At 63.5% G+C, this 23,800-nt stretch carries 22 protein-coding genes and 2 pseudogenes; 13 read left to right on the top strand and 11 right to left on the bottom strand.

From position 1 onward, the window contains the following. The first annotated feature begins 55 nt into the window (after positions 1 to 55). The 5 genes and pseudogenes from IBX18_RS27840 (at position 56) to IBX18_RS27820 (ending at position 3,378) form a co-directional block, all read left to right on the top strand. Positions 56 to 694 (top strand): virulence RhuM family protein, encoded by a 639-nt coding sequence (locus tag IBX18_RS27840; RefSeq protein ID WP_194836423.1) that lies wholly within the window; start codon positions 56 to 58, stop codon positions 692 to 694. A 227-nt stretch (positions 695 to 921) separates the two neighbouring features. Beyond that, positions 922 to 1,473 carry a hypothetical protein gene (locus IBX18_RS27835; RefSeq protein WP_194836422.1) on the top strand — a complete coding sequence of 184 codons (552 nt, stop codon included), beginning with the start codon at positions 922 to 924 and terminating at the stop codon, positions 1,471 to 1,473. A gap of 85 nt (positions 1,474 to 1,558) precedes the next feature. Continuing rightward, positions 1,559 to 1,720: pseudogene (locus tag IBX18_RS27830) on the top strand (DUF255 domain-containing protein); the annotation flags it as partial. A 51-nt stretch (positions 1,721 to 1,771) separates the two neighbouring features. Next, positions 1,772 to 2,074, top strand: coding sequence for a hypothetical protein (locus IBX18_RS27825; protein ID WP_194836421.1), 303 nt, complete (start codon positions 1,772 to 1,774; stop codon positions 2,072 to 2,074). Continuing rightward, positions 2,071 to 3,378 (top strand): recombinase family protein, encoded by a 1,308-nt coding sequence (locus IBX18_RS27820; RefSeq protein WP_194836420.1) that lies wholly within the window; start codon positions 2,071 to 2,073, stop codon positions 3,376 to 3,378. The genes IBX18_RS27825 and IBX18_RS27820 overlap by 4 nt, the downstream gene beginning before the upstream one ends. Positions 3,379 to 3,504: 126 nt before the next feature. On the opposite strand, the gene IBX18_RS27815 is transcribed toward IBX18_RS27820, so the two are convergent. From IBX18_RS27815 to IBX18_RS27780, 8 genes are all read right to left on the bottom strand, one after another. Beyond that, the gene (locus tag IBX18_RS27815; protein ID WP_194836419.1) at positions 3,505 to 4,047 is read right to left on the bottom strand and encodes a hypothetical protein; all 543 of its coding nucleotides are present in this window, start codon (positions 4,045 to 4,047) and stop codon (positions 3,505 to 3,507) included. A 792-nt stretch (positions 4,048 to 4,839) separates the two neighbouring features. After that, the gene (locus IBX18_RS27810) at positions 4,840 to 5,988 is read right to left on the bottom strand and encodes a hypothetical protein (RefSeq protein WP_194836418.1); all 1,149 of its coding nucleotides are present in this window, start codon (positions 5,986 to 5,988) and stop codon (positions 4,840 to 4,842) included. A gap of 225 nt (positions 5,989 to 6,213) precedes the next feature. Beyond that, positions 6,214 to 6,735, bottom strand: coding sequence for a hypothetical protein (locus IBX18_RS27805; RefSeq protein ID WP_194836417.1), 522 nt, complete (start codon positions 6,733 to 6,735; stop codon positions 6,214 to 6,216). A gap of 79 nt (positions 6,736 to 6,814) precedes the next feature. After that, positions 6,815 to 7,081: a hypothetical protein gene (locus IBX18_RS27800; protein WP_228541807.1), complete on the bottom strand. Its 267-nt coding sequence runs from the start codon at positions 7,079 to 7,081 to the stop codon at positions 6,815 to 6,817. Positions 7,082 to 7,167: 86 nt separating this feature from the next. Next, positions 7,168 to 7,386, bottom strand: coding sequence for a hypothetical protein (locus tag IBX18_RS27795; RefSeq protein WP_194836416.1), 219 nt, complete (start codon positions 7,384 to 7,386; stop codon positions 7,168 to 7,170). Further along, positions 7,383 to 7,637 carry a hypothetical protein gene (locus IBX18_RS27790; RefSeq protein ID WP_194836415.1) on the bottom strand — a complete coding sequence of 85 codons (255 nt, stop codon included), beginning with the start codon at positions 7,635 to 7,637 and terminating at the stop codon, positions 7,383 to 7,385. The genes IBX18_RS27795 and IBX18_RS27790 overlap by 4 nt, the downstream gene beginning before the upstream one ends. Further along, positions 7,634 to 7,891, bottom strand: coding sequence for a hypothetical protein (locus IBX18_RS27785; RefSeq protein WP_194836414.1), 258 nt, complete (start codon positions 7,889 to 7,891; stop codon positions 7,634 to 7,636). The genes IBX18_RS27790 and IBX18_RS27785 overlap by 4 nt, the downstream gene beginning before the upstream one ends. Next, entirely contained in the window at positions 7,884 to 8,318 is a 435-nt protein-coding gene (locus IBX18_RS27780; protein WP_306796447.1) for a DNA-directed RNA polymerase subunit beta, read from the bottom strand. The genes IBX18_RS27785 and IBX18_RS27780 overlap by 8 nt, the downstream gene beginning before the upstream one ends. Before the next feature lie 284 nt (positions 8,319 to 8,602). Between IBX18_RS27780 and IBX18_RS27775 the strand changes: the two genes are divergently transcribed. The 5 genes and pseudogenes from IBX18_RS27775 to IBX18_RS27755 all read left to right on the top strand — a co-directional run bounded on the left by IBX18_RS27775 (position 8,603) and on the right by IBX18_RS27755 (position 17,199). Then, complete coding sequence (locus IBX18_RS27775) at positions 8,603 to 9,808, top strand: helix-turn-helix transcriptional regulator (protein ID WP_194836412.1); 1,206 nt, start codon at positions 8,603 to 8,605, stop codon at positions 9,806 to 9,808. A gap of 1,152 nt (positions 9,809 to 10,960) precedes the next feature. Beyond that, complete coding sequence (locus IBX18_RS27770) at positions 10,961 to 11,404, top strand: hypothetical protein (protein ID WP_194836411.1); 444 nt, start codon at positions 10,961 to 10,963, stop codon at positions 11,402 to 11,404. Positions 11,405 to 11,536: 132 nt separating this feature from the next. Continuing rightward, the gene (locus tag IBX18_RS27765; protein WP_194836410.1) at positions 11,537 to 12,985 is read left to right on the top strand and encodes a cell division protein FtsK; all 1,449 of its coding nucleotides are present in this window, start codon (positions 11,537 to 11,539) and stop codon (positions 12,983 to 12,985) included. 305 nt (positions 12,986 to 13,290) lie between these two features. Continuing rightward, positions 13,291 to 14,976: a helitron helicase-like domain-containing protein gene (locus IBX18_RS27760; RefSeq protein WP_228541806.1), complete on the top strand. Its 1,686-nt coding sequence runs from the start codon at positions 13,291 to 13,293 to the stop codon at positions 14,974 to 14,976. Between the two features lie 146 nt (positions 14,977 to 15,122). Further along, positions 15,123 to 17,199, top strand: a pseudogene (locus IBX18_RS27755) (thioredoxin domain-containing protein). Positions 17,200 to 17,209: 10 nt separating this feature from the next. Here the strand turns inward: IBX18_RS27755 and IBX18_RS27750 are convergent. Together IBX18_RS27750 and IBX18_RS27745 are read right to left on the bottom strand one after the other, a co-directional pair. Continuing rightward, on the bottom strand, positions 17,210 to 18,796 hold the full coding sequence (locus IBX18_RS27750) for an adenylate/guanylate cyclase domain-containing protein (protein ID WP_194836409.1): 1,587 nt from the start codon (positions 18,794 to 18,796) through the stop codon (positions 17,210 to 17,212). 96 nt (positions 18,797 to 18,892) lie between these two features. Further along, positions 18,893 to 19,516 carry a hemolysin III family protein gene (locus IBX18_RS27745; RefSeq protein ID WP_107660924.1) on the bottom strand — a complete coding sequence of 208 codons (624 nt, stop codon included), beginning with the start codon at positions 19,514 to 19,516 and terminating at the stop codon, positions 18,893 to 18,895. A gap of 214 nt (positions 19,517 to 19,730) precedes the next feature. On the opposite strand from IBX18_RS27745, the gene IBX18_RS27740 reads away from it, so the two are divergent. Beyond that, a complete protein-coding gene (locus tag IBX18_RS27740; protein ID WP_107659192.1) occupies positions 19,731 to 20,510 on the top strand; it encodes an isoprenyl transferase in 780 nt (259 codons plus the stop codon). A 30-nt stretch (positions 20,511 to 20,540) separates the two neighbouring features. Continuing rightward, positions 20,541 to 21,152 (top strand): hypothetical protein, encoded by a 612-nt coding sequence (locus IBX18_RS27735; protein WP_228541805.1) that lies wholly within the window; start codon positions 20,541 to 20,543, stop codon positions 21,150 to 21,152. A 6-nt stretch (positions 21,153 to 21,158) separates the two neighbouring features. Here IBX18_RS27735 and coaA read toward each other — a convergent pair whose 3' ends face one another. Further along, entirely contained in the window at positions 21,159 to 22,091 is a 933-nt protein-coding gene (coaA, locus tag IBX18_RS27730; protein ID WP_107659191.1) for a type I pantothenate kinase, read from the bottom strand. Between the two features lie 235 nt (positions 22,092 to 22,326). On the opposite strand from coaA, the gene IBX18_RS27725 reads away from it, so the two are divergent. Then, entirely contained in the window at positions 22,327 to 23,523 is a 1,197-nt protein-coding gene (locus IBX18_RS27725; protein WP_194836408.1) for a DUF885 domain-containing protein, read from the top strand. Positions 23,524 to 23,800: the final 277 nt, after the last annotated feature.

Genomic DNA, 23,800 nt, shown 5'->3' with positions numbered 1-23,800 from the left:
TTCTCCTGTTGGCAGCCCTCGGTGTATCTGCCGTACCCGAAAGCAGGAGATCAGGATGGAAGAACCCTTCGGCGCCGAAGCCGGCGCTGCGGAGAACCCCGATGCTCGGGTTGCCGCTGTCACCCCGGGTGAGTTCGTCGTTTACAACACCGAGGACGGTCGCACCGAAGTGCAGCTCCGCACTGTCGACGGCACGGTGTGGCTCACCCAGCGTCAGATGGCCGAACTGTTCGACAAGGACGTCCGGACAATCAACGAGCACATAAAAACCATCTATGCCGATGGCGAGTGTGTGGTGGAGGCAACTACCCGGAAATTCCGGATAGTTCGCGCAGAGGGGGCTCGCGAGGTCGAGCGCGAGATAGAGCACTACAACCTCGATGTCATCCTTGCGGTTGGCTACCGCGTTCGTTCGCCGCGGGGCGTGCAGTTCCGGCGCTGGGCCACGACCGTGCTGCGCGAGTACCTGATCAAGGGTTTCGCGATGAACGACGCGCGGCTGAAGGATCCGCAGGGGGTTGACTGCTTCGATGAGCTGCTTGCCCGGATTCGGGATATTCGCGCGTCGGAGAAGCGCTTCTACCAGAAGGTCAAGGAGGTCTTCTCGGCATCCAGCGTCGACTACGACCCCAAAGCCCCTGTCGCGCAGACATTCTTCAAGACGATCCAGAACAAGCTGCTGCCGCGGCCGTGACCGCGCGCCTGGTGGCGCACCACGAACCTGCAACGTCGGGACACATGACCCAGCGGACGTAAACCGCTGGGCCACTGTCAGATCCGGGCTGCCGCCAGTAGCCGGCCGCTATTGCTGCTCGGCAGTGGTGCCCCGGCGGGGAATGGCTGGATCGAATTCCCTACGGTCCTCGTGATGCCGGCATACCTGGCAGTCTCTACTGATCTGCTGCTCCGAGGAGTCGTGTCATGAAGATTCCAACCCCGTTGTCGTCGACGAGATCTATCCCTGTCACGGATTTCGCAGATCCGTGCACCCGTACTCTGCTGGCGAACAACGGCACCACCACACTTCTCCTGGAGGCCGCCCTGCGCACCTCGGTCACCGTCGTGGTCCAAGACCAATATCTGCAGAGCGCAGGCGAATTGCCGCCGGAGATCGGTCGGGCACTGCAGCTGCAGGGGCAGCATCGGGTGCTGGTTCGGCACTCGATCCTGATGACGCCCGACCAGCGTCCGGTCTCCTGCAATCGCGCAATCATCGCCACGGCACTCGATAGTCCGCTGTCCGCTCTCGGCGACGACCGGTACACGCCACTCGGCCGGACCCTGCTGTCGGCCGGTGTCGAACAGCATCGACAAGTTTTGACCACCGGTCACCATCCATGGCCCCTCACCGCTGAGTTCCGGGCTGCCGCGGGCAAGACCTACCTCGTCGGTATCGACGGCCGACCTCGGCTGCACCTGACCGAGACCTACAACCCGGATCTGTTCTCGGCCGATCTCGACCCGGTCAACTGACCGGACGGTCGGCCGTCGTGCCGCGCATCTCCGGCGGATCGACCACCTACCGACCTGTGCACCGTGATTGTGAGACGGTGGAGTCATGAATCGGCTCGGGAACGCGACCTCTCCGTACCTGCGGCAGCATGCGGACAACCCGGTGCATTGGCAAGAGTGGGATGCGGCGGCGCTGGGGGAGGCGCGGGAGCGGGATGTGCCGATTTTGTTGTCGGTGGGGTATGCGAGCTGTCACTGGTGTCAGGTGAGTTGCGAAGTACCATAGCCTCCGAAAGGTGTTGCTACCTACGGAGATACGATGCAACCAGATGAAGAAGCTCCGGCTGTCGATGGTGCCGTCCTCGCCAAGCTGGATATGGAGATGCGGGGTGTGCCCGCGAACCTTCCGAGTCCGGCCGAGCTGGTCGAGTTCGGCGCGGTCTGCGTTGTGGCCTACGCCCGGATTTCGGACCTGTCCGGCAAGCGGGGGACGAGCAAGAACGCCAAGGGCGTGACCAACCAGCACGCCACGAACCACAGCACCGCTCGGTCATCGTTCGGTACTACACCGATAACGACCTGTCCGCCTCGAAGGATGCCTACCGTCCGGATTTCGAGATGATGCTGACGCACCTGCACAAGGGCACCACTCCGGAGGGATACCCGATTCAAGGTGTCGTCGCCGTGGACGAAGACCGTATCTACAAGCTCCCGGCCCAATGGCAGCACTTCATCGAGGCATTCCGGTCGGCCCCGGACCGAGTGTTCGCCGACGACTACGGCACCCAAGATCTGTACTCGGAGAACTCCGAAATCATCGGCCTGCTTGGTGTCGCAATCGCCATGGGGGAGAACCGGAAACGACGCAGCCGAACTCGGCGTTGGCACGAAGGCCAAGCGCGGCGAGGAATTGCGCACACTGGGGGTCGGGTTTTCGGCTACGAACCGGTACCGGGGAAACCTGGTGAGATTCAGGTAGTCCCGGAGGAAGCAGTGGTCATCCGTAAGGCGGTTGCCGCATGTATCGCCGGGCAGTCTTGGGGCACAATTACGCAGATCTTTCAACAGTCTGGAATACCGACCGCCAAGGGTGGGCCGTGGCGAGATCAGACCGTGAAACAGATCGTCTCGAACCCGCGGAACGCGGGGCTACGAATCCTCGGGGAGAACAGCGATGTCTGCCGGGACGAGCACGGTGAGCTGAAGCTGGGCCAGTGGGACGCCATCATCACCCCGGCCGAGTGGGAGAAGGTAGCCGGGCGCTATCGCCCGCGAAACCGGATCGGAAAGAACAAGCTCCCGAAGGGCGTTGTGTCGCGGGTCTATCTGGGCAGCGGCTTATACCGGTGTGGGAATCTGCTCGAAGACGGACGCCGTTGCAACTGCGTGATGTCCGGCCGAAAGAACGACAAGGGGCGGGCCAAGTATCGCTATGGCTGCCGCCCGGTCACCAATGGCGGATGTGGTGGCGTCTCCGTTGCCGGAGAGTGGATAGACGAGAAGATCTCTGAGCTCGTCTTGCTTGCGCTGGAGCAACGCCCGGAAATTGTGGTGGAACTCCAGTGGGACAAGGAGTCCGAGCTCGAGGCTGCCTTGCGTCGGCGAGACGACTTCGAAACGCGATGGAACCAAGGCGAGATCAGCGACGAGCGGTTTTACCGGATGTTGCCGAGCCTCGATGAGACTGTGAACAAGCTCCGGCGTGAGCGCACCGCGTTTCAGAAGGCCAGCACCGTGCCGGTGGAGACTGCTGCGCAACGTCGGGAGAGATGGTGCAAGCCCGTTGAAGAGGGCGGCTACGACCTCCAGCAAAAGCGGTCAATCCTCTTCGCGGAGTTGGCGGCAGTCGTGATCTATCCAGTCGGCAAAGGGACACAGAAGCGTTCGCTGGACAGCTTCAAGCCAGTGTGGAAGACGGCAGAATAGGCGCGAAACCAGGAATCGAGAGTTGGTCCGTGGGGATTCGAACGATAAATCCGCCAAGATGTCGTTCGTGGCGGAGGTTGGCTGTCGAATCATACGAACAGTTGGATCTTGTTTCTAAAGTCGCGATCACGATCGCAAGAAATCATGTATGGCTCTGAGTTCAAACCGTATCAAGATGGGGACCTTTGTGATGAATTCGATTATCAGATGCCCTGCAGATTGCATAATTCCCCACACTGTGTCCTGCTGCTCCTTTGGCATCTCCAGGAATGCAGTAACCGCCATAGCGCTCTGAATTTTGCTGATTTCACGGACGATCCGATCATTCATCTGCCGGATCTCGTGGACTGTAGGTTCGGATAGTAGGTGCTCGTGTGCGTCGATCACCTTAAAGGTCTCGTGATACGCTGAATTGAGGTGCGCCAAGAATTCTGCTAATACCGCCTCATCATGGTCACGAATGGCTGGCTGTACTTTTTCAAACACAATTTGCATTAGATCTGAACGATCCAAGCTTTTGATGAGTTCGCTAAGTTCCTTGAATCTGTAGGTTTCGAAATCTGCGCGTGTTTTACGTTGCTCATTGCGCCGCGTCGACCGCATGTTCAGCACCAAGATACTGAGGTTGGCAATAGCGGTGAGCGCGGCCGCTATGACGGTACCTGCCAAGAGAGGATTCGTACTCATTTTCACCCGCCCGGAGGTTGTTAGGCTGCATTGGCGGCCGATCGGTATGCCGCTCTTGAATTATCGCAGTTCGAGCTTCAGGTCGTCGCCGTTTTGCGGTGGTCTGCGCCTGTTGTTTCGATGCTGGGTTACGGGCACCTCCGGCGCATTGATGGTGGCAGGTAGCTGACGGAGAGTTGGTCGTAACTGCTTGCCAGAGAGCGGTTTTGCTTGAGTTGGCTGATGCCACGGTCGACTGCGTGGCTGCCGTCGGACCTCGCCACCGCTCGCCGGAGGGTCGCTGTCTCGCGCGGGTGTTGGTGGCGGGAGGAGACGGTGGCAAGCCCCGGAGGGGTGCGGCAGTACATTGGACCCGATCCAAATGGACAGTTTTGCCATGGAGATTCGTTCCTCCATTCTGGTTCTGCGCCGGGGTGCCTGCCCGGGAGCGGAGCGGGAGGGTGGGCACCCCGGGCGGCGCGCATGCGCGCCGCTCTTGACTTAGTAGAGGTGAATTCGGCAAGTTCTCTTTGTTGGGTTTCCGGTTCCCTTTTCCCTTTCTCTCTTCCGGGGGCTCCCAACTTTTTCATCTTCTCTGCTGGGTTGGTCAAAGATTGCGGCACACCATATTCGCGCATATGACCATGTGCCCGCCTGACCGCGACGCGACGGGCAGCATCCCTGGCGCGCGGGACCGGGGCAGGGGCAACGAATCCACGACAGCACGACCAATTACAGGCAATCCGGTGACGAACCAAGGTGCCACCGAGGACGGCTTGCAGCGCCGCTGAGTCGTCAGCGGTTGCGTGGCCCTATTTCGGGTGTGCGTGGGTCCCGCCCTTGTCCAGTGCCGCCTCGTTCGACGCTGGGTGCTTGTCCAGGCGGAGTCTGTACAGCCGCCTCCGGTGCCTGTGCGTGCGACAGTCCTAGTCGGACATGCTTTGGCACCTGAGCTTGATTCAGCATCTCGCGATACGCCGCGTCCCGCGCCTGGTCCAACTCGGCCTTAGTCCGCGCGGCCTCTCGCGCTTCGGCTTCTCGCTGCTGTGCAGCTGTCTCCCGAGCCTTGTCGGCAGCGTCAGCCAAGTCCGGGGTAGTCCGCTCCCCAATCTCGACGGCTCGTTGCTCTCTAGGCTTATCAGGCACCGGAAACGGGAATTCCCGCGCCGCGAGACGGGCGGCGTCACGTTCCACCTGTTCGACCAGGGCTGCTTTAGCGGCTTCGGGCGACTCTCGTCCCGGAGTGGTCTTCTCGGGTGCTTTGCCCATGGACTGCACGGAGCCGATCTTTAGCCGTTCCTGGAATTCCCTTACGGTTTTTTCGGCAGCTTCGCGGTTAACCCGATCACGCTCGGACTCCGGGGCTTTAGCTCGGTCAGCCGCAGGTGCCTCAATTCGCCGGAGCTGATCAGGAGTCGGGAACTCCAGCGCCACCCGTCTAGCGGCTGCGTCGCCAGCGGCTCTAGCGCGGTCGGCTTCCTCCCGCGCCTTCACGATCTGACGGATGTTCGCGAGCCGTAGACGAGCGCGCTCTTTACGATCACGTGCCTTGGCGATCTCTGCAATTTTCTCCCGACGATTTTCTAGTGCTTGCGCTTTCCCTTCCCGTGCCCTCTCTCTGACGCCGGATAGTTCGAGCTGTTGGCCTAGCCCTCGCTCTATGGCAAGTCCTTTAGCCCACACCTCGCGTGCCTCGGCTCGAGAAATTTCGAGATGTGTGAATCTGCCGGGAAAGTCTCGCTTCAACCCATTTATGAGTTCTTGGCATCGTTCGGATACCCCCTCACGCTCAACTGAGCGTAGCGTGTGTTCCTGTACAACACCCGTTTCGAGAAGGACTCGCAACACCATAAGTTGCTTTACGTCCTTATCTCCTTCGATTCTGCCCGACTTATCCTCAATGGTGTAGGTAAGCCCTTGCTCCCGCTTCACGTGGTCGAACATAATCCGACCTTGCGGAGTCTTATATACGCGGGAATCGGGGTGATATCCGCGCTGACGATCCTTAAAGTGCGCGTCAAGACCTTTCTCGAAGATCCTTCCACGCTCGTTGCTGCCGAATCCGTCGCGGTCCCTGTCGTACCCGTCCAATCTATGCCCCCCCCGAAAGCGCGAAGCGATATCCAGATTTCCTTCGGTCGTAGCCCCTCAGATCACGGCCGAAGCGGCTCAGCGGCCTTGAGATTCCTTGTGGTACGACGCATACTCGCGAATGGCCGCAGCCATGTAAGAGAACATTCCATCGTGATCACCGGGATGATATTCCATCATGCGGCCAATCAATGCCCACACGATTACGACATCCTCCTCGTCGCCCGTATCCATCTCCAAAGCTGGATTTACGTCGTCATAGAAAGTATGTTCTCGACCGAACCATTCTTCGGCGATAAACTTCGCTCCGGCGAACTTTTCGAAACATGCGCCAATAAAACAAACGAATGAGTCGGCCATGTCGGCGTTCTCGGGAGCCATTGCCGTAGCCATATCGGGGAACAATTCCGCGACAATCGGGTCAAGCCGTTTTACCTCCGGCGAGTCTTCGGGCCACGGCTCCGCAGGAATCTCACGGATGCCCGCGTAGTCCATGAATTTCTGCGTTTGCGCCCTACGGCGTTCGGGGTCGACCCATTTACCCCACTCGGTCCGCTCGACGCTGAGATCCATACTCAATTGCTGTTCGTCATTTCCCATAACTTCTACCCCTTCTCGTTGGGTCAGAACCGTTCAGTGTCCCGTGTGCACAGGTCAAGGTACAAGCTGGTTGCCTCCGTCACGCGGGGTCTGGGGTGTCACTGCTCCACCGTGTCGGGTTGAGAGACCAACGCGCGTAAGTCTCTTCGGGTGACACGGTGATTACGTCGACTACCTGAGTGAGTTCACCAGGGATGGCGTTTCCCTCGAAGTGGGTAACGCTGGGCACGATCACCGCGTCAGCCGTCGCCCGTCGAGCCGCCTCGATGAGTTCCTGTATCGGGTCTGCGGTCTTCTCGCTGAAGGCTACGGTCTTGGCGAGGTTGTAGCCGAGTCGCCTTGCCACGCTTCGTATTTAGTTTTCGTTCCAGCCCTGTGCTACTCCGGCGATGTCCCGCCGGAGGTAGCCGACCGCGATAGGTTTGAGCGTCATCATGGGCCCTCGTAGAGTCGTTCGTTCGGGAGTCGATCCAATCCGGTTGTGGCACCGGGGATCACGCGAACGCTGTCGATGTAGCGCCGCTGCTGTTGCTCCTGGACGAAGAACAGCGCCGAGGTAAGGCAGGCGGCGAAGTCCAGCGATTCACCCCCTAGCGTGACCCGCAGGTGGACGTCCGGCTCCTCCGGGTGCGGGGACAGGTGCGTGCTCACCTGGGCACCTCCGCGTTGGTTCCGGACTCGATGTCTAGGGAAGCCAGTTCACGATGTGCGACCGGTGCCAATCGCCACGAGCGAGCGAACTGGACGTAGCCCTCCTGCTGAAGCCAGGTCATCGTCCGTGCCACCACCCGGCTCGGTTTCCCCAAGTCGGCTGCCAGGTCGTCTACGTCGTGGGCTCGGCCGTCGTCCATCGCACGCATGATCAGTAACTGCGTCTTGGTGAGTTCGTTCCGGTCCCTCATGACGGAACCACCGCATCGGAAGCGTTGGCGGTATCGGCAACCGAGATCCGGTCATCACACACCCGTGCACCACCCAGCGAACAATCTCCCGACATGCCGAGGTGTTCGCCGATCATGCCGTCGACAACAGGGACCGTCACACCGCACGCCCGCGACGGGCATACCACCGCCATCAGCGTGACCGTGGCTGCGCGGAACACCGCCGCGCTGCACTGAGACAGCAACACCGTGCGGTCGATCCTGTCATCAGCCACGATGCACCGCCAACGATCGCGAATCGCGATGGATACCGGTACACTCGAGTATCGCGTCAACGACAACACGGCCGGAGGGCCGAAAGCTGTTGCGTGGTAGTTCTATCCACCGCCTGCTACCGCCGCCGAGTTCGCCGGTCGGCGACGGCAATGCGATCGTTCCCTCACCCCAGAACATGACATTGAGCCGGAAAAGATCCTTGAACAGCCCGGTGTCGTCGTCGGGTACGTCCGGCCGAACCAGGAAGGTCCACCGGTTGGAACCGGCATGTGCCACGATCGGGCCGACCGCGACGCCGTGACACTGCATGTATTGGAGTACAACGATTCCCAACGAACCAGGCATGCTCAGCACGGCGGTGCTCCCGGCGAGGAAGGTGATGCGCCCGGAGCCGGGTGGGTCGATGTTGGCGGCCAGTCCGCACACCAGGCGGTAGTAGACACATCGAGAGACTGGTGTATCCCCAAACGAAATGTTCTTCATCGACCTAGGCCCCCTGCTCGCGTGGAGTGGATTAGGTGGCCCGGCCCCTAGCGGTTCGAAAGGGTGAGGGTGACTCGGTCCGACTCGAGGCACCTACCGGGCACGAGTTCAGATCACCACGGGACGGCCCACTGCCTGACGACTACGCTGTTTCCAAACGCGCAGTTCCCAACTGAAAACACATGGGTGGGTGTGCAGTGGACTTGACATCGACACGATTGATCGGGATGGAACCCGAACGAACAGGACGTGCGCTCAGGCAGCTACGCAATGCGCGTGGGCTTAGCTTGCGAGACCTCGCGAGTCTCACCTTCTGTGACTACTCGTACCTGTCGAACATCGAGGCAGGCCGGCGCTGGCCAAAAGATCGTGGTTGGGCCGAACGTGTCGACCTCGCGCTCGATGCCAACGGAACGCTCGTCGCTGCATGGGATGAAGACCAACGCGACCACGCCCGCCGAAACGACACGATGCGGATGCTGGAACAGGCTCGACGTGACTCCGAAGCACTGCTGGTCTCCCCGGACGGCGCGGAGCTTGAAGAAATACACGACGGCATCATCGACATTGCTAAGAACGCCCGGTTCGAGCCGTATGACAAGACTCTGGCGCGCGCTCTGGACATCCGCGGCGAGTTGATGCGGCGTATCAGAGCAGGTGCGTACAGCCCCGACGACATCCGTGACCTGTACGTCGCGCTTGGGCGTGTCTGCGGTGTCCTCTCCTATCTGACTCTCGACCTTGGGCAAGCAGACACTGCCCGTGTCCACGCTCAGGCGGCATTCCGGCTCGGAGATCGTGCGAATCACGATCAGCTACGCGCATGGGCAAGAGGGACACAGGCCCTGGCGTTCCGGTTCACCAAAGACTTCGACCTCGCAGCAGCTGCCGCGACTGACGGGCTCAAGTACGTCGGCGGTTCGACCGGCACTACTGAACCGCGTCTACTTTGCGGATTGGCCGCGTCGGTCGCCAACCTCGGTGACTCGGTCAGGGCACTGGAACTTCTCGACGATGCTGAGCGGGCACGCGATCACGCCAACCCGGACGAAGTGCCCGGACTATTCACGTTCTCGCCAGCGAAGCAGATTTACTATCGTGGCTTCTCGCTCATGTGGGCTGAGGACAAGCAGACGTTGGTGAAGTCGGTAAAGGCATCTGAGGAGGCCATAGAGGCATGGCAACTACAGAGGTCGCCGGGAGACGAGATGCTGAGCCAGATCTACTTAGCAACGGCGAATGCGCGTTTGGGTGAGCTGGATGCGAGCATCGCAGCGGTATCGCCAGTCCTTGCCAATCCGATCAGCGCCCACTTTTCGTGGGTTCGGAAGCGGCTCAAGCAACTAGACGGCTTGCTCGGCAAGCACTTCGCGGATTCAGTGGATGCGGGGGACATGCGCGAGACGCTGGCGGCATACATCCACGCCGCGTAGGGCTTCCGGGGAACGATGAGTACCCGTACGTGGATAGTTCTGCCGGTGGGCATGTGCGTGCCAAAATTGTTCGGCAATGAATGTGGATGGTGGGGCCATCTGTGATGGTGCGCTTATTGAGATGCTTTGCCGGAGAAGTCAAGCCGACACGCCGTTAGTGAAATCGCTTTTTTAGGTGGGGATTTCATTGCGTGGAATGCATTTAACAATGACCGCGTTGCATTAAACAAACCTCAGGTTTTTTCTTGACCTTGATCGGTTTGCCAGGATCATTGAGTTAAGGGACTGCGAGTGCAGTGAGGGTGTGCCCCTGGGACAGTCAGGATTTCGTGTGCGTGCCCAGTCCCTTGCTGCTGGTCCGGGTTGGTTGAGGTGGCCGTATGGCGCTCCTGGCCCGTGTGTGCGGGGTGGTGTTCGTATCGCTGAGGTTTCGCGGTACATGATCGCGGCGGTTCCGCCGAATTCCGTTGCGGTGATTGATGTTCGGCGTCTAAGCGTTCCCTTGTACGAGCCGCGTGCTGGCGTGTGCCCGTGCAGCTGTAATCCACACTGCCGGTGTGGGATCGGTGCCCACGATGGGTGTGGTGGGCGTAGGAAGGGTACAAGCATCCGGAGTTCACAATGGCGTAGTTAACGCAAATAGCGTCAAGTGCGGCACTGGACAGGTACCGCTGACGAGGTCAGGATGGAATGTTGACCACGCGACAGAAGAGAGGTAGGTGAAGCGGTTTCGGTGAGTTGAGTTCGGCAGGGCCGAACAAGGTTTCGTGGCTGTCCCCCCGCGCGAACGAGGGGACAGCATGAACGAAAAGAAACTCCGCCAGGTGTCATAGGGAGACAAGCCCTCGCCCTAGGAGTCCCCACTTTCCATCCATTGCAGAAACGAGGGTCTCTGCTGTGTCCAGAGTAGTCCATGGCTGCTGTCCGCGTCACTTCTTGGCAGCCGATTCGGGGCGTCTACGTCATGTCGAATCGGGTGCGTCGTGGCTGGTGACGGCGCTGCGGTGTGGGCTGTGCGGAGGCCGCGGTCCTCCTGTTGTGGCTGGTAAGTCCCCAGAAATGCGGTTGCTACGGTGCCGCACCACGATCACTACCGCCCCTGGTGGTGATCGGCCAGTCAACACAAGATCGATCACAGAAAGGTTGGCCACCATGGCTAACGATGCGGATAGAGATTTTCGCAAGGATTACCGGCACACGCCCCCGTTCGATGACTTCTACCGAGCTGGGTTGTTCCAGTTGGGAGAGGTCCGACCGGATACCGAATACACCGGTGATCCCAACCGGCCGGGGCCGCAGAAACGCGACCCGGTCACCGGGCAGCTGGTGTGGAAGATCACGGTCACCGATCCGGGCGAGCGCAACCCGCGCCGCGCCAGCTATGAGGTGCTGCTGCTCTCGGATACCGAACCAGTGCCGACAACCAGCGAAATCGCGCCGGGGTTTCGGCCGATCGCGCTGACCGGGCTCATGGTCACCTATCGGGTGGGCGGGCAAGGCGAGTTCAAGTATTTGACTCAGACCGTGCGCGCCACCGGTTACGCCCCTGCTCCGGGCCGGGGTTCCGCGGGTGGCCCGGCATCCAAAAGCGCCTGATTTCTCGAGGCGCTGAGCGCGTAGAGGGGGTGGGTCCGGTGGTCTGCACACCGGAGCCACCCCCGCGCGCAACCCTACCGGCACGGCGAAGTCGTAATCGCCTGTAGGGCAGCAGTATTCGTATCAATCCTGATGGAAGGCACAAAGAAGATCATGGTTCGTTCGGCGGAGTACCAGAAGCCCCCGACCGGGACACCCACGGTCGCTGATGAGGCGGGCAAGGCGTTGTTCTTTGTCCTCGAGCGCGCGATTGTGGGGGTGGCGCATGTGGTGTGGTGGGCGGTGTTGTTCCCGATGTTATCGCTACCGCTGGCCGGGGCCGGGGCGTTGTGGTGGTGGCGCGGGTGGTCGTATGGGGTTGGGGCGGTAGCGTTTTCGGGCGCGATGTGGATGGTGTGGTGGGCGTGGTGGCCGGGTTCGTGGCGACGCTGGGTGTCGGGAAGGGTCCGGGGCCGGTATCTGAGCTGGAAGCGTTACAAAGTCAGCTGGAATACCACGTTGGCGCTCAACGGGCTGACCGCGATGCTCGACAACGGGGTGCTGACCCCGCGACTGGTCTCGATCAGCATCGGCGACACCGCCGACATCTTGAAGATCAAGATGCTCAAATCGCAGACGGTCGATGACTGGGCCGACCGCGCGGACGCACTGCGAAACGCGTTCGGGGCGATCGGGGTACGAGTGCGCACGATCGAATCGGGCTGGGTTCGTCTCGAGGTCATCCAGGTGGATCGGCTCACCGAACCGATCCCGCTGCCGCGCGTGGAACCCGACACCGTGGATCTGGAAGCTCTGGCTATCGGGTTGACCGAGTTGGGCGAGCTGTGGCGGATTCGGCTACTCGGTAATCAGCTGCTGGTTGCCGGGGCCACGGGTTCGGGGAAGGGGTCGGTGGTGTGGGCGACCATCGCGGCGCTGGGTCCAGCGATCCGCGCGGGTGTGGTGCAGGTGTGGGTGCTAGATCCCAAAGGTGGCATGGAATTCGGGGCCGCACGGCGCTGGTTCGCTCGTTTCGCCTACGACAACGGCCCTGGTGCGTTGAAGCTGCTCCAGGACGCTGCCGCCATGGTGCAGGGGCGGGGCGAGAGCTACATGGACTCGTGGGCGCGCAAGATCACTCCCAGCGTCAAGGAGCCGCTGATCTTTCTGATCATCGATGAGGCGGCAAGCGTGAGCGCCTATTTCAGTGACCGCAAGATCAGAGACGAAATCCTGCGGCTACTCGGGGACGTACTCAGCAAGTCGCGGGCGGTGGCGGTGCCGGTGATGGGATGCCTGCAAGACCCGTCCAAGGAAGTGATTCCGCTGCGCCAGCTGTTCCCCACGCGGCTCGGACTGCGGATGAAAGAACGCACCCAACCGGATATGGCACTCGGCGACAAGGCCCGCGACCGGGGTGCATTGTGTGATCAGATCCCGATGTCCATGCCGGGGGTGGGCTACGTCGAATACGACGAGTCCCCCGAAATCACCCGCGTGCGCGCCTATCACGTCACCGACGATGACATCAGATGGATCATGACCACCTATCCGCCCCCACACTGCCAAGGCAAGAACGACCTCGGCAAGGACGCGGGCTAATCGTCACGCGATAACCTGGTAGAAGCCGCGCCAGGTGAATATCTTTGAATCCCCTTTGCGAGCGGCACTTTCAACAGCGCGGGTAGCGCATCCACACACAGTCTCCAGCGCGGGTAGCGCATTCTCAGACTCCTCTATTTTCAGCGCGGGTAGCGCTCGTGGCCTGTCCCGGCAGGTGCACATCATTTATCGATTCCTGTTCCGGCAGAACGATTTTGCAGTGCTGTCTGCGGCATCGGGCCGATCCGCTTCGCGCGTGGTGGGCCTGGTGCCGCAGCTTCCCACGCGACAGGAGCGCTCCACTGATGACTATCCATCTTGATGACATCTCGCACGAACACGACAGCGACGCAGCGATACCGGGGCGGGGTCCGTCGTTCCTCGACATCGCTGTCGCTGCCGCCGAACGCCACGGCGTCTGTACACGCCCGGTACTGCTCGAACAGACCGACACCCACACCGGACACACCACCTTCGTGCCGGTGCCGTGCGGGGCCAGACTGCAATCACGGTGTGGACCGTGTGCCCGCAAAGCACAGGCGCTGCGCAAGGCACAATGCCGGGAAGGCTGGCACCTCAGCACCGAGCCGGTAGCCGCCCGTGCGCGCCCAACCTACGACTTGGAAGGACTTGTGGTCTACCGGGCCGACCTGGGCGCGCTACTCGCCGAAGGACACCCGCACGAGACCGGCGAACTGCGTGCCGAAATCGCGTGGGCCGACAAGCAACTAGCGCTGTTGGGGATGCGGGGATCGACGCCGGTCTCGGTGGATGAGGCAGCGGCCGGCGGGGACGGTGAGGACAGCGCGGGTTCGCGTCGTCGGCGTTCGACTCGCCGCCGTGAAGACGCACCGGATTTGCCGCGCCACCCGGTCTCCGAGCGCACTGTCGGGCGCGCACTGGGAGGTCACTTCTCCTCGATGTACGTCACCGTGACCATGCCCAGCTACGGCAAGGTCTACGCCGACGGTGCCGCACGCGACCCCGAGGGCTACGACTACCAGCGCGCGGCCTGGGACGCGATCACCTGTGCGCGGCTGTTCTCGCGCTGGATACAGAACCTGCGCCGCGCCCTGGGCTGGAACGTCCAATACTTCGCCGTGGTCGAACCCCAGAAACGCGGCGCACCACACCTACACGTCGCGCTACGAGGCGCGATCCCCCGCGCAGTGCTGAGCAAAGTCCATGAAGCCACCTACCACCAAGTGTGGTGGCCCCCAGCAGACGAGCTGCGCTATCCGGGCAAGACGGTCCCGGTATGGGACAGCGAGCACGCCACGTTCACTGACCCGGCCACTCGCAAGCCGTTGCCCGGCTGGGACGACGCGGTCGATGCGATCGGCCCCGACGACGCTCCCGCACACACCGCCCGGTTCGGCCCACGCATCGACATCCAAGGCATTGCGGCAGGCACCCACGCGGCGGACAGAACGATCGGTTACCTGTGCAAGTACCTGACGAAATCAGTAACCGAAGTGCTAGCCGCGCACACCGCCCGCCAGCAAGACCACTACGACCGTCTACACGTCGCACTGTGCCGGACACCGTGTAGTCCGCGGTGCGCTATCTGGCTGCTCTACGGCATCGTCCCCAAAGGCGCGAGCGCGAAAACCGTTCCTGGAGTGTGCAAAGCACGCGCACACCGCCGCGAAACCCTCGCCCTGCCCGGCAACCGAGTACTCACCTCCGAGCAATGGACGGGCAAGACCCTCGAAGACCACAAAGCCGACCGCATCGAATTCGTCCGCCGCACCCTGGCAGCGGTCGGCATCGAGAAACCCACCCAAGACCCCCGCCGCTACGTATGGGCCACCATCGCACCCGGCACCCGCACACCCTCCCGAGCGAAACTCCTACTCGCCGCGATCAGCCAACGCATCACCTGGCGCGCGGAATACGACCGCGCGATGCTTGCTGCCCAAGACCGACCCGGTGACCAGGATTCCGGCGGGGGCGGGTGGGGTGAAACTGTTCGGCAACCGGCCCGGTGACCCCGTGACGGAGCACGAAAAGCCTGATGGAGACGCACCGGAAGAAGAGTGGCTTCGATGGCACCTCCGGGACCGTCCGAGCCGATCGGAGCAGCATTACGACACCATTGCCCGGATTTTGGACGGCCGGGCCGTAAGGTGAGGTCATGAACCGATTAGGTAGTGCTACCTCGCCGTACCTGCGGCAGCACGCCTCCAATCCTGTGGATTGGCAGGAGTGGGGGAAGGAGGCGAGTGCAGAAGCTACCAGGCGAGACGTGCCCATACTGTTGTCAGTTGGGTATGCGTCTTGCCATTGGTAGCTACGGCACTCAACAAATCATTTGGTGTCATGTGATGGCGCATGAGTCGTTCGAGGATGTGGCGACTGCGGAGTTGATGAATGCGAACTTCGTGTGTGTGAAGGTGGACCGGGAGGAACGGCCTGATCTGGACGCGGTGTACATGAATGCGACCGTGGCGATGACGGGGCAGGGGGGCTGGCCGATGACGTGCTTCCTCACGCCAGAGGGGGAGCCGTTCTACTGCGGTACTTATTACCCGAAGTTGCCGCGTGGGGGTATGCCGTCATTCACGCAGTTGCTTACCGCGATCACCGAGACTTGGCAGCTGCGGCGCGATGAGGTGCACAAGGCGTCGGCGCAGGTGACCGAGGCGCTGCGGGCGCAGGCCGGTGGGTTGCCCGACTCGGATCTCACGCTCAGTGCGGAACTGCTCGATCATGCGGTGGCGGCGGTGCTGCGGGATGAGGATCCCGAGCATGCGGGATTCGGTGGGGCGCCGAAGTTTCCGCCGTCGGCGTTGCTGGAGGGTCTGCTGCGCAGTTGGGAACGGACCGGTGATCCGGCTGTTCTCGCGGCGGTGACTCGGACGGCCGACGCTATGGCGCGGGGTGGGATCTACGACCAGTTGCGCGGGGGTTTCGCGCGTTACTCCGTCGATCCGGCTTGGGTGATACCGCATTTCGAGAAGATGCTGTACGACAATGCTCAATTGCTGCGCGCCTATGGGCATTTGGCCCGGCGGGCACCGGTGGATGAGCCGGAGTCGTTGGCGCATCGGGTTACTCGGGAAACTGTGCAGTTCCTGATCGATGACCTGGGAACCGAGCACGGCGGCTTTGCCTCCGCTCTCGACGCCGACACTCATCTCGAACCCGGCAAGCCCGGTGTGGAGGGCGCGACCTACGTCTGGACACCGGCCGAGCTGGTCGGTGAACTCGGGCCGATCGACGGTGCCTGGGCCGCAGAGTTTTTCGGCGTGAGCACTGCGGGGAACTTCGAACAGGGCACCTCGGTGCTCACCCGATACACCGATCCCGCGCCCGGTGACGTCGATCGGCTCGAACAGATCCGCGACGCGCTCCGGAAGGCGCGCGACGGCCGGCCGCAACCGGACCGCGACGACAAGGTGGTCACTGCCTGGAACGGGATGGCCATCACGGCACTGGCCGAGGCGGGAGCCGCGCTCGGCGCGGACGACTGGGTGTCGGCCGCGGTCCGCTGCGCTCGATTCCTGTTGTCCGAGCACGTGGTCGACGGCCGGGTGCGCCGCGCCTCGCTGAACGGTGTCGCGGGAGCGTCGCCCGGCGTGCTGGAGGACTATGCCTGGCTCGTCACCGGTCTGCTGGCCCTGCATCAGGCGACCGGCGAACTCAGCTGGCTCGACGAGGCGCAACGGTTGCTGGACAAGGCAATTCAGCGCTTCGCCGACCCGAATATCCCGGGCAGCTGGTTCGATACCGCCGACGATGCCGAAATCCTGGTCACCCGCCCCCGTGATCCCATCGACGGTGCCACCCCCGCGGGCGCGTCCTCGCTCGCCGAGGCACTGCTCACCGCGGCCGCCGTCAGTGAGGCGGACCGGGCCGTTCCGTACTTCGCGCTGGCCGAGCAAACCCTGCAGCGCGGTGCCGTAGTGCTGGCACGCGCTCCGCGGTCGGCGGGCCAATGGCTCACTGTCGCCGAGGCCGCGCTCCGTGGCCCCCTTCAAGTCGCCATCGCCGCCGAAACTCCGGGCGAGTCCAGCGAACTGCTCGCGGCTGCTCGTGCCGCGGCGCCCGGCGGCACGATAGTCATTGCCGCCCCAACGAACTCGGTACCCCTGCTGGCCGACCGACCGCAGGTGCACGGCGAGCCTGCTGCCTATGTATGCCGAGGCTCGGTCTGCGACTTGCCGGTATCCACCGTCGCCGAACTACAGGAAGCCTTGGCGCGGCCGTAGCGGTGCGGCGTCAGTCGGTTTCCGTTGCGGCGGTACGAACCTCGACCACCGCACTGCGCTCGATCGTCGGGTCGGCGGTCCCGGACGGTTCCATGTCGGCCCCCGGTACGGCGGCGGCCGGGTAATCCAGATCGGTCCAGCAGGCCGTCGGCTTCTTCATACCGCGGAGCAGGATCGTCTCGTAGAGCGTCCATTTCGCGCGCTCATGATCCGCAGCAGCCTCGATGACGGCCCCGCTCACCAGGATTCGGTGCGGCACCTCTTTGGCCTCGGTGGTGAGCCGAGCGGCCTCGTTGACGGCATCACCGATGACGGTGTACTCCAGCCGAGTATCGGAGCCGACATCGCCCGCGAAGACCCGACCGTGCGCGACACCGATGCCGATATCGAGTTCACCGGCCGCGACCACCTCGTCCCGGATCCGGCGAGCCGCGCGCAGAGCGGGGGTCGCGTTGTCCCGCAAGGCGATCGGTGCACCGAAGATGCACAGCGCGGCATCACCCTCGAACTTGTTGACCAGCCCGTTGTTCTCCTCGGTCGCCGTGACGACGGTCGCGAGCAGCCGGTTGAGCTTGGCGACGAACTCCTCGGGCGGCAGCCCGGTGGACAGCTCGACCGAGCCGGTCACGTCGACGAACAGCGCGGTCACCACCCGCACGTCACCGGTCAGATCCAACCCGCCGGCCAATGCGCGTTCGGCCACCTCGGTGCCGACGTGCCTGCCGAATAGGTCCCGCATGCGTTGGCGCTCACGCAGATTGGCGACCAGCTCGTTGACCGAGTTCTCCAGTCGCCCGATCTCGCTGGTGCTGCCCACCGGGACGCGCACATCGAGATCGCCCCTGGTGATGCGGTCCAGCGCCCGGCGCAAGGTGCGCATCGGCGTGGCCACCGCGCGGGCCAGGAAGGCGGTGGCCAGCGCGCCGACCCCGAGACCGACCACCGAGAGGTAGATGGCGGTGCGAACCCGGTCGGACGGGTCGGCTACCGGATTGGCCAGCACCACGATCAGCATCAGCAGCGGCAATGCCGCCGCGACCGCCCAGCTCACCACCACACGGACCAGCACCGAGGAACTCCAGTGCATGGTGGGCCCGAGCACCGCGGCCACAATCGGAATGGTCGGCCGGATCAGCCGATCGACGATGAGGAACGTCAGCCCGACCGATTCGAACCCGCCGAAGGTGAACAGGGCCGCCATCACCGCCGGATCGTTGTCCGGCGTCAGCCGCATCAGCATCACCGTGGCGACGATGACGCCGGTGATCCACACCACGAACGCGCGTGCGGTGATGGTGATCGGCAGCCGAAGCAGCTGCCGCGCCTCCTCCTCGGTCGGTTTGCGCCCCTGATCGAGCCAGCCGAAATGCGAGGACCGGTCCCGGATGGCGAGCGCGACCCCGGCCACGAAGCCGATCGAGGGATAGATACCCACCAGCGCGGTGGAGCGGATCCAGTCGGGGCCGAGCCTGCTGAGCGATCCGCTGAGCCACAGCTCGGTGATGATGACGGCCAGGCCGCTGAGATTGGCGGTGATCACCACCGCCGCCAGCCCCGCGCGGGCTTTGAGGGCCCAGATGACCAGCCGGGCGATCATGGCGTTCGCACGCGCACGACGGCCCGTCCGGGCAGCGCGACGCTGCGAACGGCAGTGACTAGGAACACGATCGAGCAGCTTAGCCGTTGGCGCTGGTCAGCGGAGGACGACGAGCCAGACCGCCACGTAGTGGGTGAGGGCGGCGAGCACGGTCGCGGCATGGAAGAACTCGTGATGACCGAAAACGGTCGGCCACGGGTTGGGCCACTTGGTGGCGTAGAGGATCGCGCCACCGCTGTAGAGCAGGCCGCCGACCAGCAGCAGGATCAGCGGCGCGATGCCGATCTGGGTGTTCAGCTGCCCGGCGACCGGCACGATCGCCCAGCCGAGCAACAGGTAGAGCGGCACGCCGACCCAGACGGGAGCGGTGGGCCACAACAGTTTCAACGCGACACCGGCCAGCGCGCCTGCCCACACCACGAGAAGCAGCGTCTGTCCGGTGCGGCCGGGCAGGCCGAGCAGTGCGAACGGCGTGTAGCTGCCCGCGATGAACAGGAAGATCATCGAGTGATCCGCCCGCTTCATCCGGATCCGCGCCTGCGGCGTCGGCCAGGTCACCCGGTGATAGATGGCACTGATGCCGAACAGTCCGCACACCGTCAGCCCGTAGATGGCGGTGGACCAGCCTGCGGTCGCGGAGAGGGTCGAGGCCTTGGCGACCAGCACGATCGCGGCGATCGCCGCGATGCCGACCGCCCAGGTGTGGATCCACCCGCGCATCCTGGGTTTGACCAGCGCGTCGGGCGCCGGCTCGGCGGCTGACCCCGATCCTTCGGTCACCCCGGTGTCTGCCGCACCGACCGATTCGGACACGAGCTACCTCCTGGTTGAACTCACCGGTAACCTACGGAACCGTAGGTTTCGGTCCTCCGTCACTGTACCGGGAGCACCCGGTCGCTGCCGGGATCGTGCCGGTGGGGCGTAGGGTGGCCGCGTGGAGCTTCCGGTTCAGGTGCGGGGTTTGCCGTATCGCATCTACGAGGCCCGGCTCATGAAGCAGCTGGCCGGCAAACAACATCCCCGACACGTCGCGGTGATGTGTGATGGTAATCGGCGGTGGGCCCGGGAAAACGGATTCACCGATGTGAGCCACGGACATCGGGTCGGCGCGGTGAAGATCGCCGAGCTGGTCGGCTGGTGTCAGGCCGAGGGCATCGAGATGGTCACCGTCTACCTGCTCTCCACCGAGAACCTGCAGCGCGATCCCGACGAGCTGGAGACGCTGTTCGAGGTGATCACCGACGTGGTCGAGGAACTCTCGGCGCCGGAACAGAATTGGAGCGTGCGGATCGTCGGCTCGCTCGACGGATTCCCGGAGCTGATCGCGAAGCGCATGCGCACCGCCGCCGAACGCACCGAGGGCCGCGACGGCGTGCACGTGAACGTGGCCATCGGCTACGGCGGCAGACAGGAGATCACCGATGCGGTGCGCTCGCTGGTGCGCCAGGAGATCGCCGCGGGGGAGACCGGCGAGGATCTCGTGCAGTCGATCACCGTGAACGCCATCGGCCAGCACCTCTATACCTCCGGCCAACCGGACCCGGACCTGGTCATCCGCACCTCCGGAGAACAGCGACTCTCCGGATTCCTGCTGTGGCAGAGCGCATACTCGGAGATATGGTTCACCGAGGCATACTGGCCGGAATTCCGGCGTGTGGACTTCCTGCGAGCACTGCGCGACTTCGCCGCACGGCACCGCCGCTTCGGGATCTGACGCCCGCCCTGCGACACCGCGGGGTGCGTCATGAGTGAGCTCGACAGCCGCTCCGACGGACAACAAGCACCCGCCAAGTCGAACGAGCCGGTGCCCTACATCAGCTACGAGGCGTTCGGCCGGCGGTTCCTCGAATACGCCGCCACCGAACAGCGCATCCTCGGCGCCTTCGACCAATTGACCGGCGCTGCCTTCGATTTCGGCCCGATCGGGGTCGGTCCCGGTCGGCTGGCCAAGGCGAGCGCGCAGGTGCAGCTCGGTCAGGCCGTGGTGCGCCGCGATCTCGACGAGGTGATCTCCTTCGCGCTGAAGATCCCGCTGAGCGTCGACATGCTCATCGACCTCGCGCTGGACAAGCACCGGTTCGAGGTGGACGGCCACATCCATCTACAGCTGATCGTGCGCGCCGCCGAACCGCTGCGCGTGGTCATCGACATCGCCACTCCGCGCTCCAGCGACGTCCGGATCAATGTCGCCACCGACACCATTCGCGGGCAACTGCTGCGCATCCTCGCCAGCGTCGACCAGGAGATCCGGCGATTCATTGCCCGCTATATCGCCAAGGAGATCGACAAACCGCACATTGCCGCGGCCCGCGATATCAATGTGGCGAAACGCCTCGACGAAGCCTGGAAATTGTAAGCGGGATCACAATTTACGCAGACGCAGCCTATTGATGCTGTGGTCGGCGTCCTTGCGCAAGACCAGGGTGGCGCGCGGCCGGGTCGGCAGAATGTTCTCCACCAGATTCGGGCGGTTGGTGTTGTTCCAGATCTCCTGGGCCGCGCCGGTCGCCTGGTCGTCGGTGAAGGCGGCGTAGTGGTGGAAATGCGCGTTCGGGTCCGCGAACGCGGTCTTGCGCAGCGCCAGAAACCGTTGCACGTACCAGTTCTCGATGTCCTCGATGCGGGCGTCGACGTAGATGGAGAAGTCGAACAGATCCGAGACCATCAGCCGCGGCCCGGTCTGCAGCACGTTCAGGCCCTCGACGATGAGAATGTCGGGTTGGTGCACGCAGTGGAACTTGCCCGGCACGATGTCGTAGGAGATGTGCGAATACACCGGCGCGCACACCTCGGCCGCGCCTGATTTCACCTCGGTGACGAATCGCAGCAGCTTGCGGCGGTCGTAGCTCTCCGGGAACCCCTTGCGGTGCATGATGCCGCGGCGGGTGAGTTCGGCGGTGGGATAGAGGAATCCGTCGGTGGTGACCAGATCGACGCGCGGGTGGTGGTCCCAGCGGGCCAGCAGCGCCTGCAGCACGCGGGCGGTGGTGGACTTACCGACCGCGACGCTGCCCGCGACACCGATCACGAACGGCACCTGCTGATCGGGGTGGGTCTCGCCGAGGAAGGTCGCGGTCGCGGCGAAGAGCCGCTGGCGCGCGGCGACCTGCAGATGGATGAGTCGAGCGAGCGGCAGATAGACCTCCGCGACTTCTTCGAGGTCGATCTGTTCGCCGAGACCGCGCAGGCCCCGCAGTTCTTCCTCGGTGAGCACCAGGGGAGTCGACTTTCGCAGTGTGCGCCACTGTTTCCGGTCGAATTCCACATACGGACTGGGCTCGCTCATTCGTCCCACTTACCCGACGCTCCAGTTCGGCAAACGCGTACACATACCGTGCCGGCTCCGTGTGATTCGGTCTAACTCTCGCCGCATAACCGAATTCTGCTCTGCGTCAACGGCGTGCGAAAAGCGGGGTACCGATAAGGGGCTATCCGGGACGATGCCGACGGCTTTCACCCGGGCGAGCGCAGGGCAGCCGCACGCGATTATGCCGCGCGCGGGCGCCCGCTGAGCGACTAATGTCGGGCGGATGGCAGCGCACCCACTGGTGACCGAGTACCTGCGGCTCGGCTTGGCCTTCGACCGGCTAGAGGATGGATTCGTCGACGCGTACACCGGCGATCCGGCGCTGCGCCGCGAAGTGGAGAACGCCCCCGCGCCGGAGCCCCGGCAGCTGGCCCGCCGGGCGGCCGAGCTGCGCGCCGAGTTGCCCGAGGCCGGACTGAGCGCGGAGCGCACCGAATTCCTCGACGTGCACCTGCGGGCGCTGGAATGCTCCGGCCGCAAGTTCGCCGGGGACGACATCGGTTTCGTGGACGAGGTCCGCGCCTACTTCGACGTGGACATCGCGCCGGGCGACGTCGAGACCTACCGGGACGCGCACCGGCAGATGGACGAGGTGCTGGCCGGGGACGGCCCGCTGGCCGAACGGATGGCCGCGCACCGTAAAGCCGACGAGATCCCGCCGGAGCGCCTGCCCGCCTGCGTCGAAGCCTTCTCCAGCGCGCTGCGTGAGCTGGTCCGCGAGCGCTATCCGCTGCCCGACCACGAGCACGTCACCTACGAGGTGGTCGGCGACAAGCCCTGGTCCGGCTTCAACTACTACCTCGGCAACTTCCACTCCCGCGTTGCGATCAACTCCGACCTCAAGCAGCACATGACCCATTTGCCGACGCTGATCGCGCACGAGTCGTATCCGGGGCACCACACCGAGCACTGCCGCAAGGAGGCCGGGCTGGTCGCCGCAGGCCAGGCGGAACAGACCCTGTTCCTGGTGAACACGCCCCAGTGCCTGATGGCCGAGGGCCTGGCCGACCTGGCCCTGCATTCCATCGTCGGACCCGGCTGGGGCAAGTGGGCCCAGGAGATCTACGCCGACCTCGGCCTGCGCTTCGACGGCGAACGGGCGGAACGACTTTCGACCGCGGCGTCCGCGCTGATCAGCGTCCGTCAGGATGCGGCCCTGCTGCTGCACGATCAACACCGCAGCGAGGACGAGGTCGCCGAGTTCCTGCAGACCTGGAGCCTGGTCACCCCGGTCCGCGCCCGCCAGTCGTTGCGCTTCCTGTCCTCGCCGCTCTGGCGCGCCTACATCTCCACCTATGTGGAGGGCTACCGACTGCTCGGCGACTGGCTCGACCGCGCCATCGACGCGGACGAGCGCGCCGATCGTTTCCGCCGCCTGCTCGACGAACCACTGACACCGGGCGCTGTGCGCCGCGCCTGATCCGGAACGGATTCGCCTCCGCTGCCGGGCAGTGGCAACGGGGGCGAATCTTCGGCGCGTACAGCGGCGGTCTTACTGGATGACCGAGCAGTTGGTGCCGGAGGAGATGGAACACATGATGAAGGCGAGCTGCCGGAGCAGGCCTTCGAGCGGGTTGGTGGGAACCGCGATCAGACTGAACATATAAACAATCCTCGTGATGTTGAGATGGACAACCTCACGAGATTAACCGGTCGGATTCTGGCGCCTGTTACGGCTCTGCCTGCCCCGAAATCCG

The sequence above is a fragment of the Nocardia sp. XZ_19_369 genome (assembly GCF_015355715.1).
Taxonomy (GTDB): domain Bacteria; phylum Actinomycetota; class Actinomycetes; order Mycobacteriales; family Mycobacteriaceae; genus Nocardia.
The sequence above is the reverse complement of the archived record's forward strand: the minus strand, read 5'-3'. Positions and strand labels throughout refer to the sequence as shown.

Coding starts and splice junctions, on each gene's coding strand:
- IBX18_RS27725 (WP_194836408.1), top strand. CDS start 22,327: ATGGCAGCGCACCCACTGGTGACCGAGTACCTGCGGCTCGGCTTGGCC.
- IBX18_RS27745 (WP_107660924.1), bottom strand. CDS start 19,516: ATGCGCGGGTGGATCCACACCTGGGCGGTCGGCATCGCGGCGATCGCC.
- IBX18_RS27760 (WP_228541806.1), top strand. CDS start 13,291: ATGACTATCCATCTTGATGACATCTCGCACGAACACGACAGCGACGCA.
- IBX18_RS27775 (WP_194836412.1), top strand. CDS start 8,603: ATGGAACCCGAACGAACAGGACGTGCGCTCAGGCAGCTACGCAATGCG.
- IBX18_RS27825 (WP_194836421.1), top strand. CDS start 1,772: ATGCAACCAGATGAAGAAGCTCCGGCTGTCGATGGTGCCGTCCTCGCC.
- IBX18_RS27820 (WP_194836420.1), top strand. CDS start 2,071: ATGATGCTGACGCACCTGCACAAGGGCACCACTCCGGAGGGATACCCG.
- IBX18_RS27765 (WP_194836410.1), top strand. CDS start 11,537: ATGGAAGGCACAAAGAAGATCATGGTTCGTTCGGCGGAGTACCAGAAG.
- IBX18_RS27805 (WP_194836417.1), bottom strand. CDS start 6,735: ATGGGAAATGACGAACAGCAATTGAGTATGGATCTCAGCGTCGAGCGG.
- IBX18_RS27835 (WP_194836422.1), top strand. CDS start 922: ATGAAGATTCCAACCCCGTTGTCGTCGACGAGATCTATCCCTGTCACG.
- IBX18_RS27790 (WP_194836415.1), bottom strand. CDS start 7,637: ATGAGGGACCGGAACGAACTCACCAAGACGCAGTTACTGATCATGCGT.
- IBX18_RS27840 (WP_194836423.1), top strand. CDS start 56: ATGGAAGAACCCTTCGGCGCCGAAGCCGGCGCTGCGGAGAACCCCGAT.
- IBX18_RS27750 (WP_194836409.1), bottom strand. CDS start 18,796: ATGATCGCCCGGCTGGTCATCTGGGCCCTCAAAGCCCGCGCGGGGCTG.
- IBX18_RS27770 (WP_194836411.1), top strand. CDS start 10,961: ATGGCTAACGATGCGGATAGAGATTTTCGCAAGGATTACCGGCACACG.
- IBX18_RS27735 (WP_228541805.1), top strand. CDS start 20,541: ATGAGTGAGCTCGACAGCCGCTCCGACGGACAACAAGCACCCGCCAAG.
- IBX18_RS27810 (WP_194836418.1), bottom strand. CDS start 5,988: ATGTTCGACCACGTGAAGCGGGAGCAAGGGCTTACCTACACCATTGAG.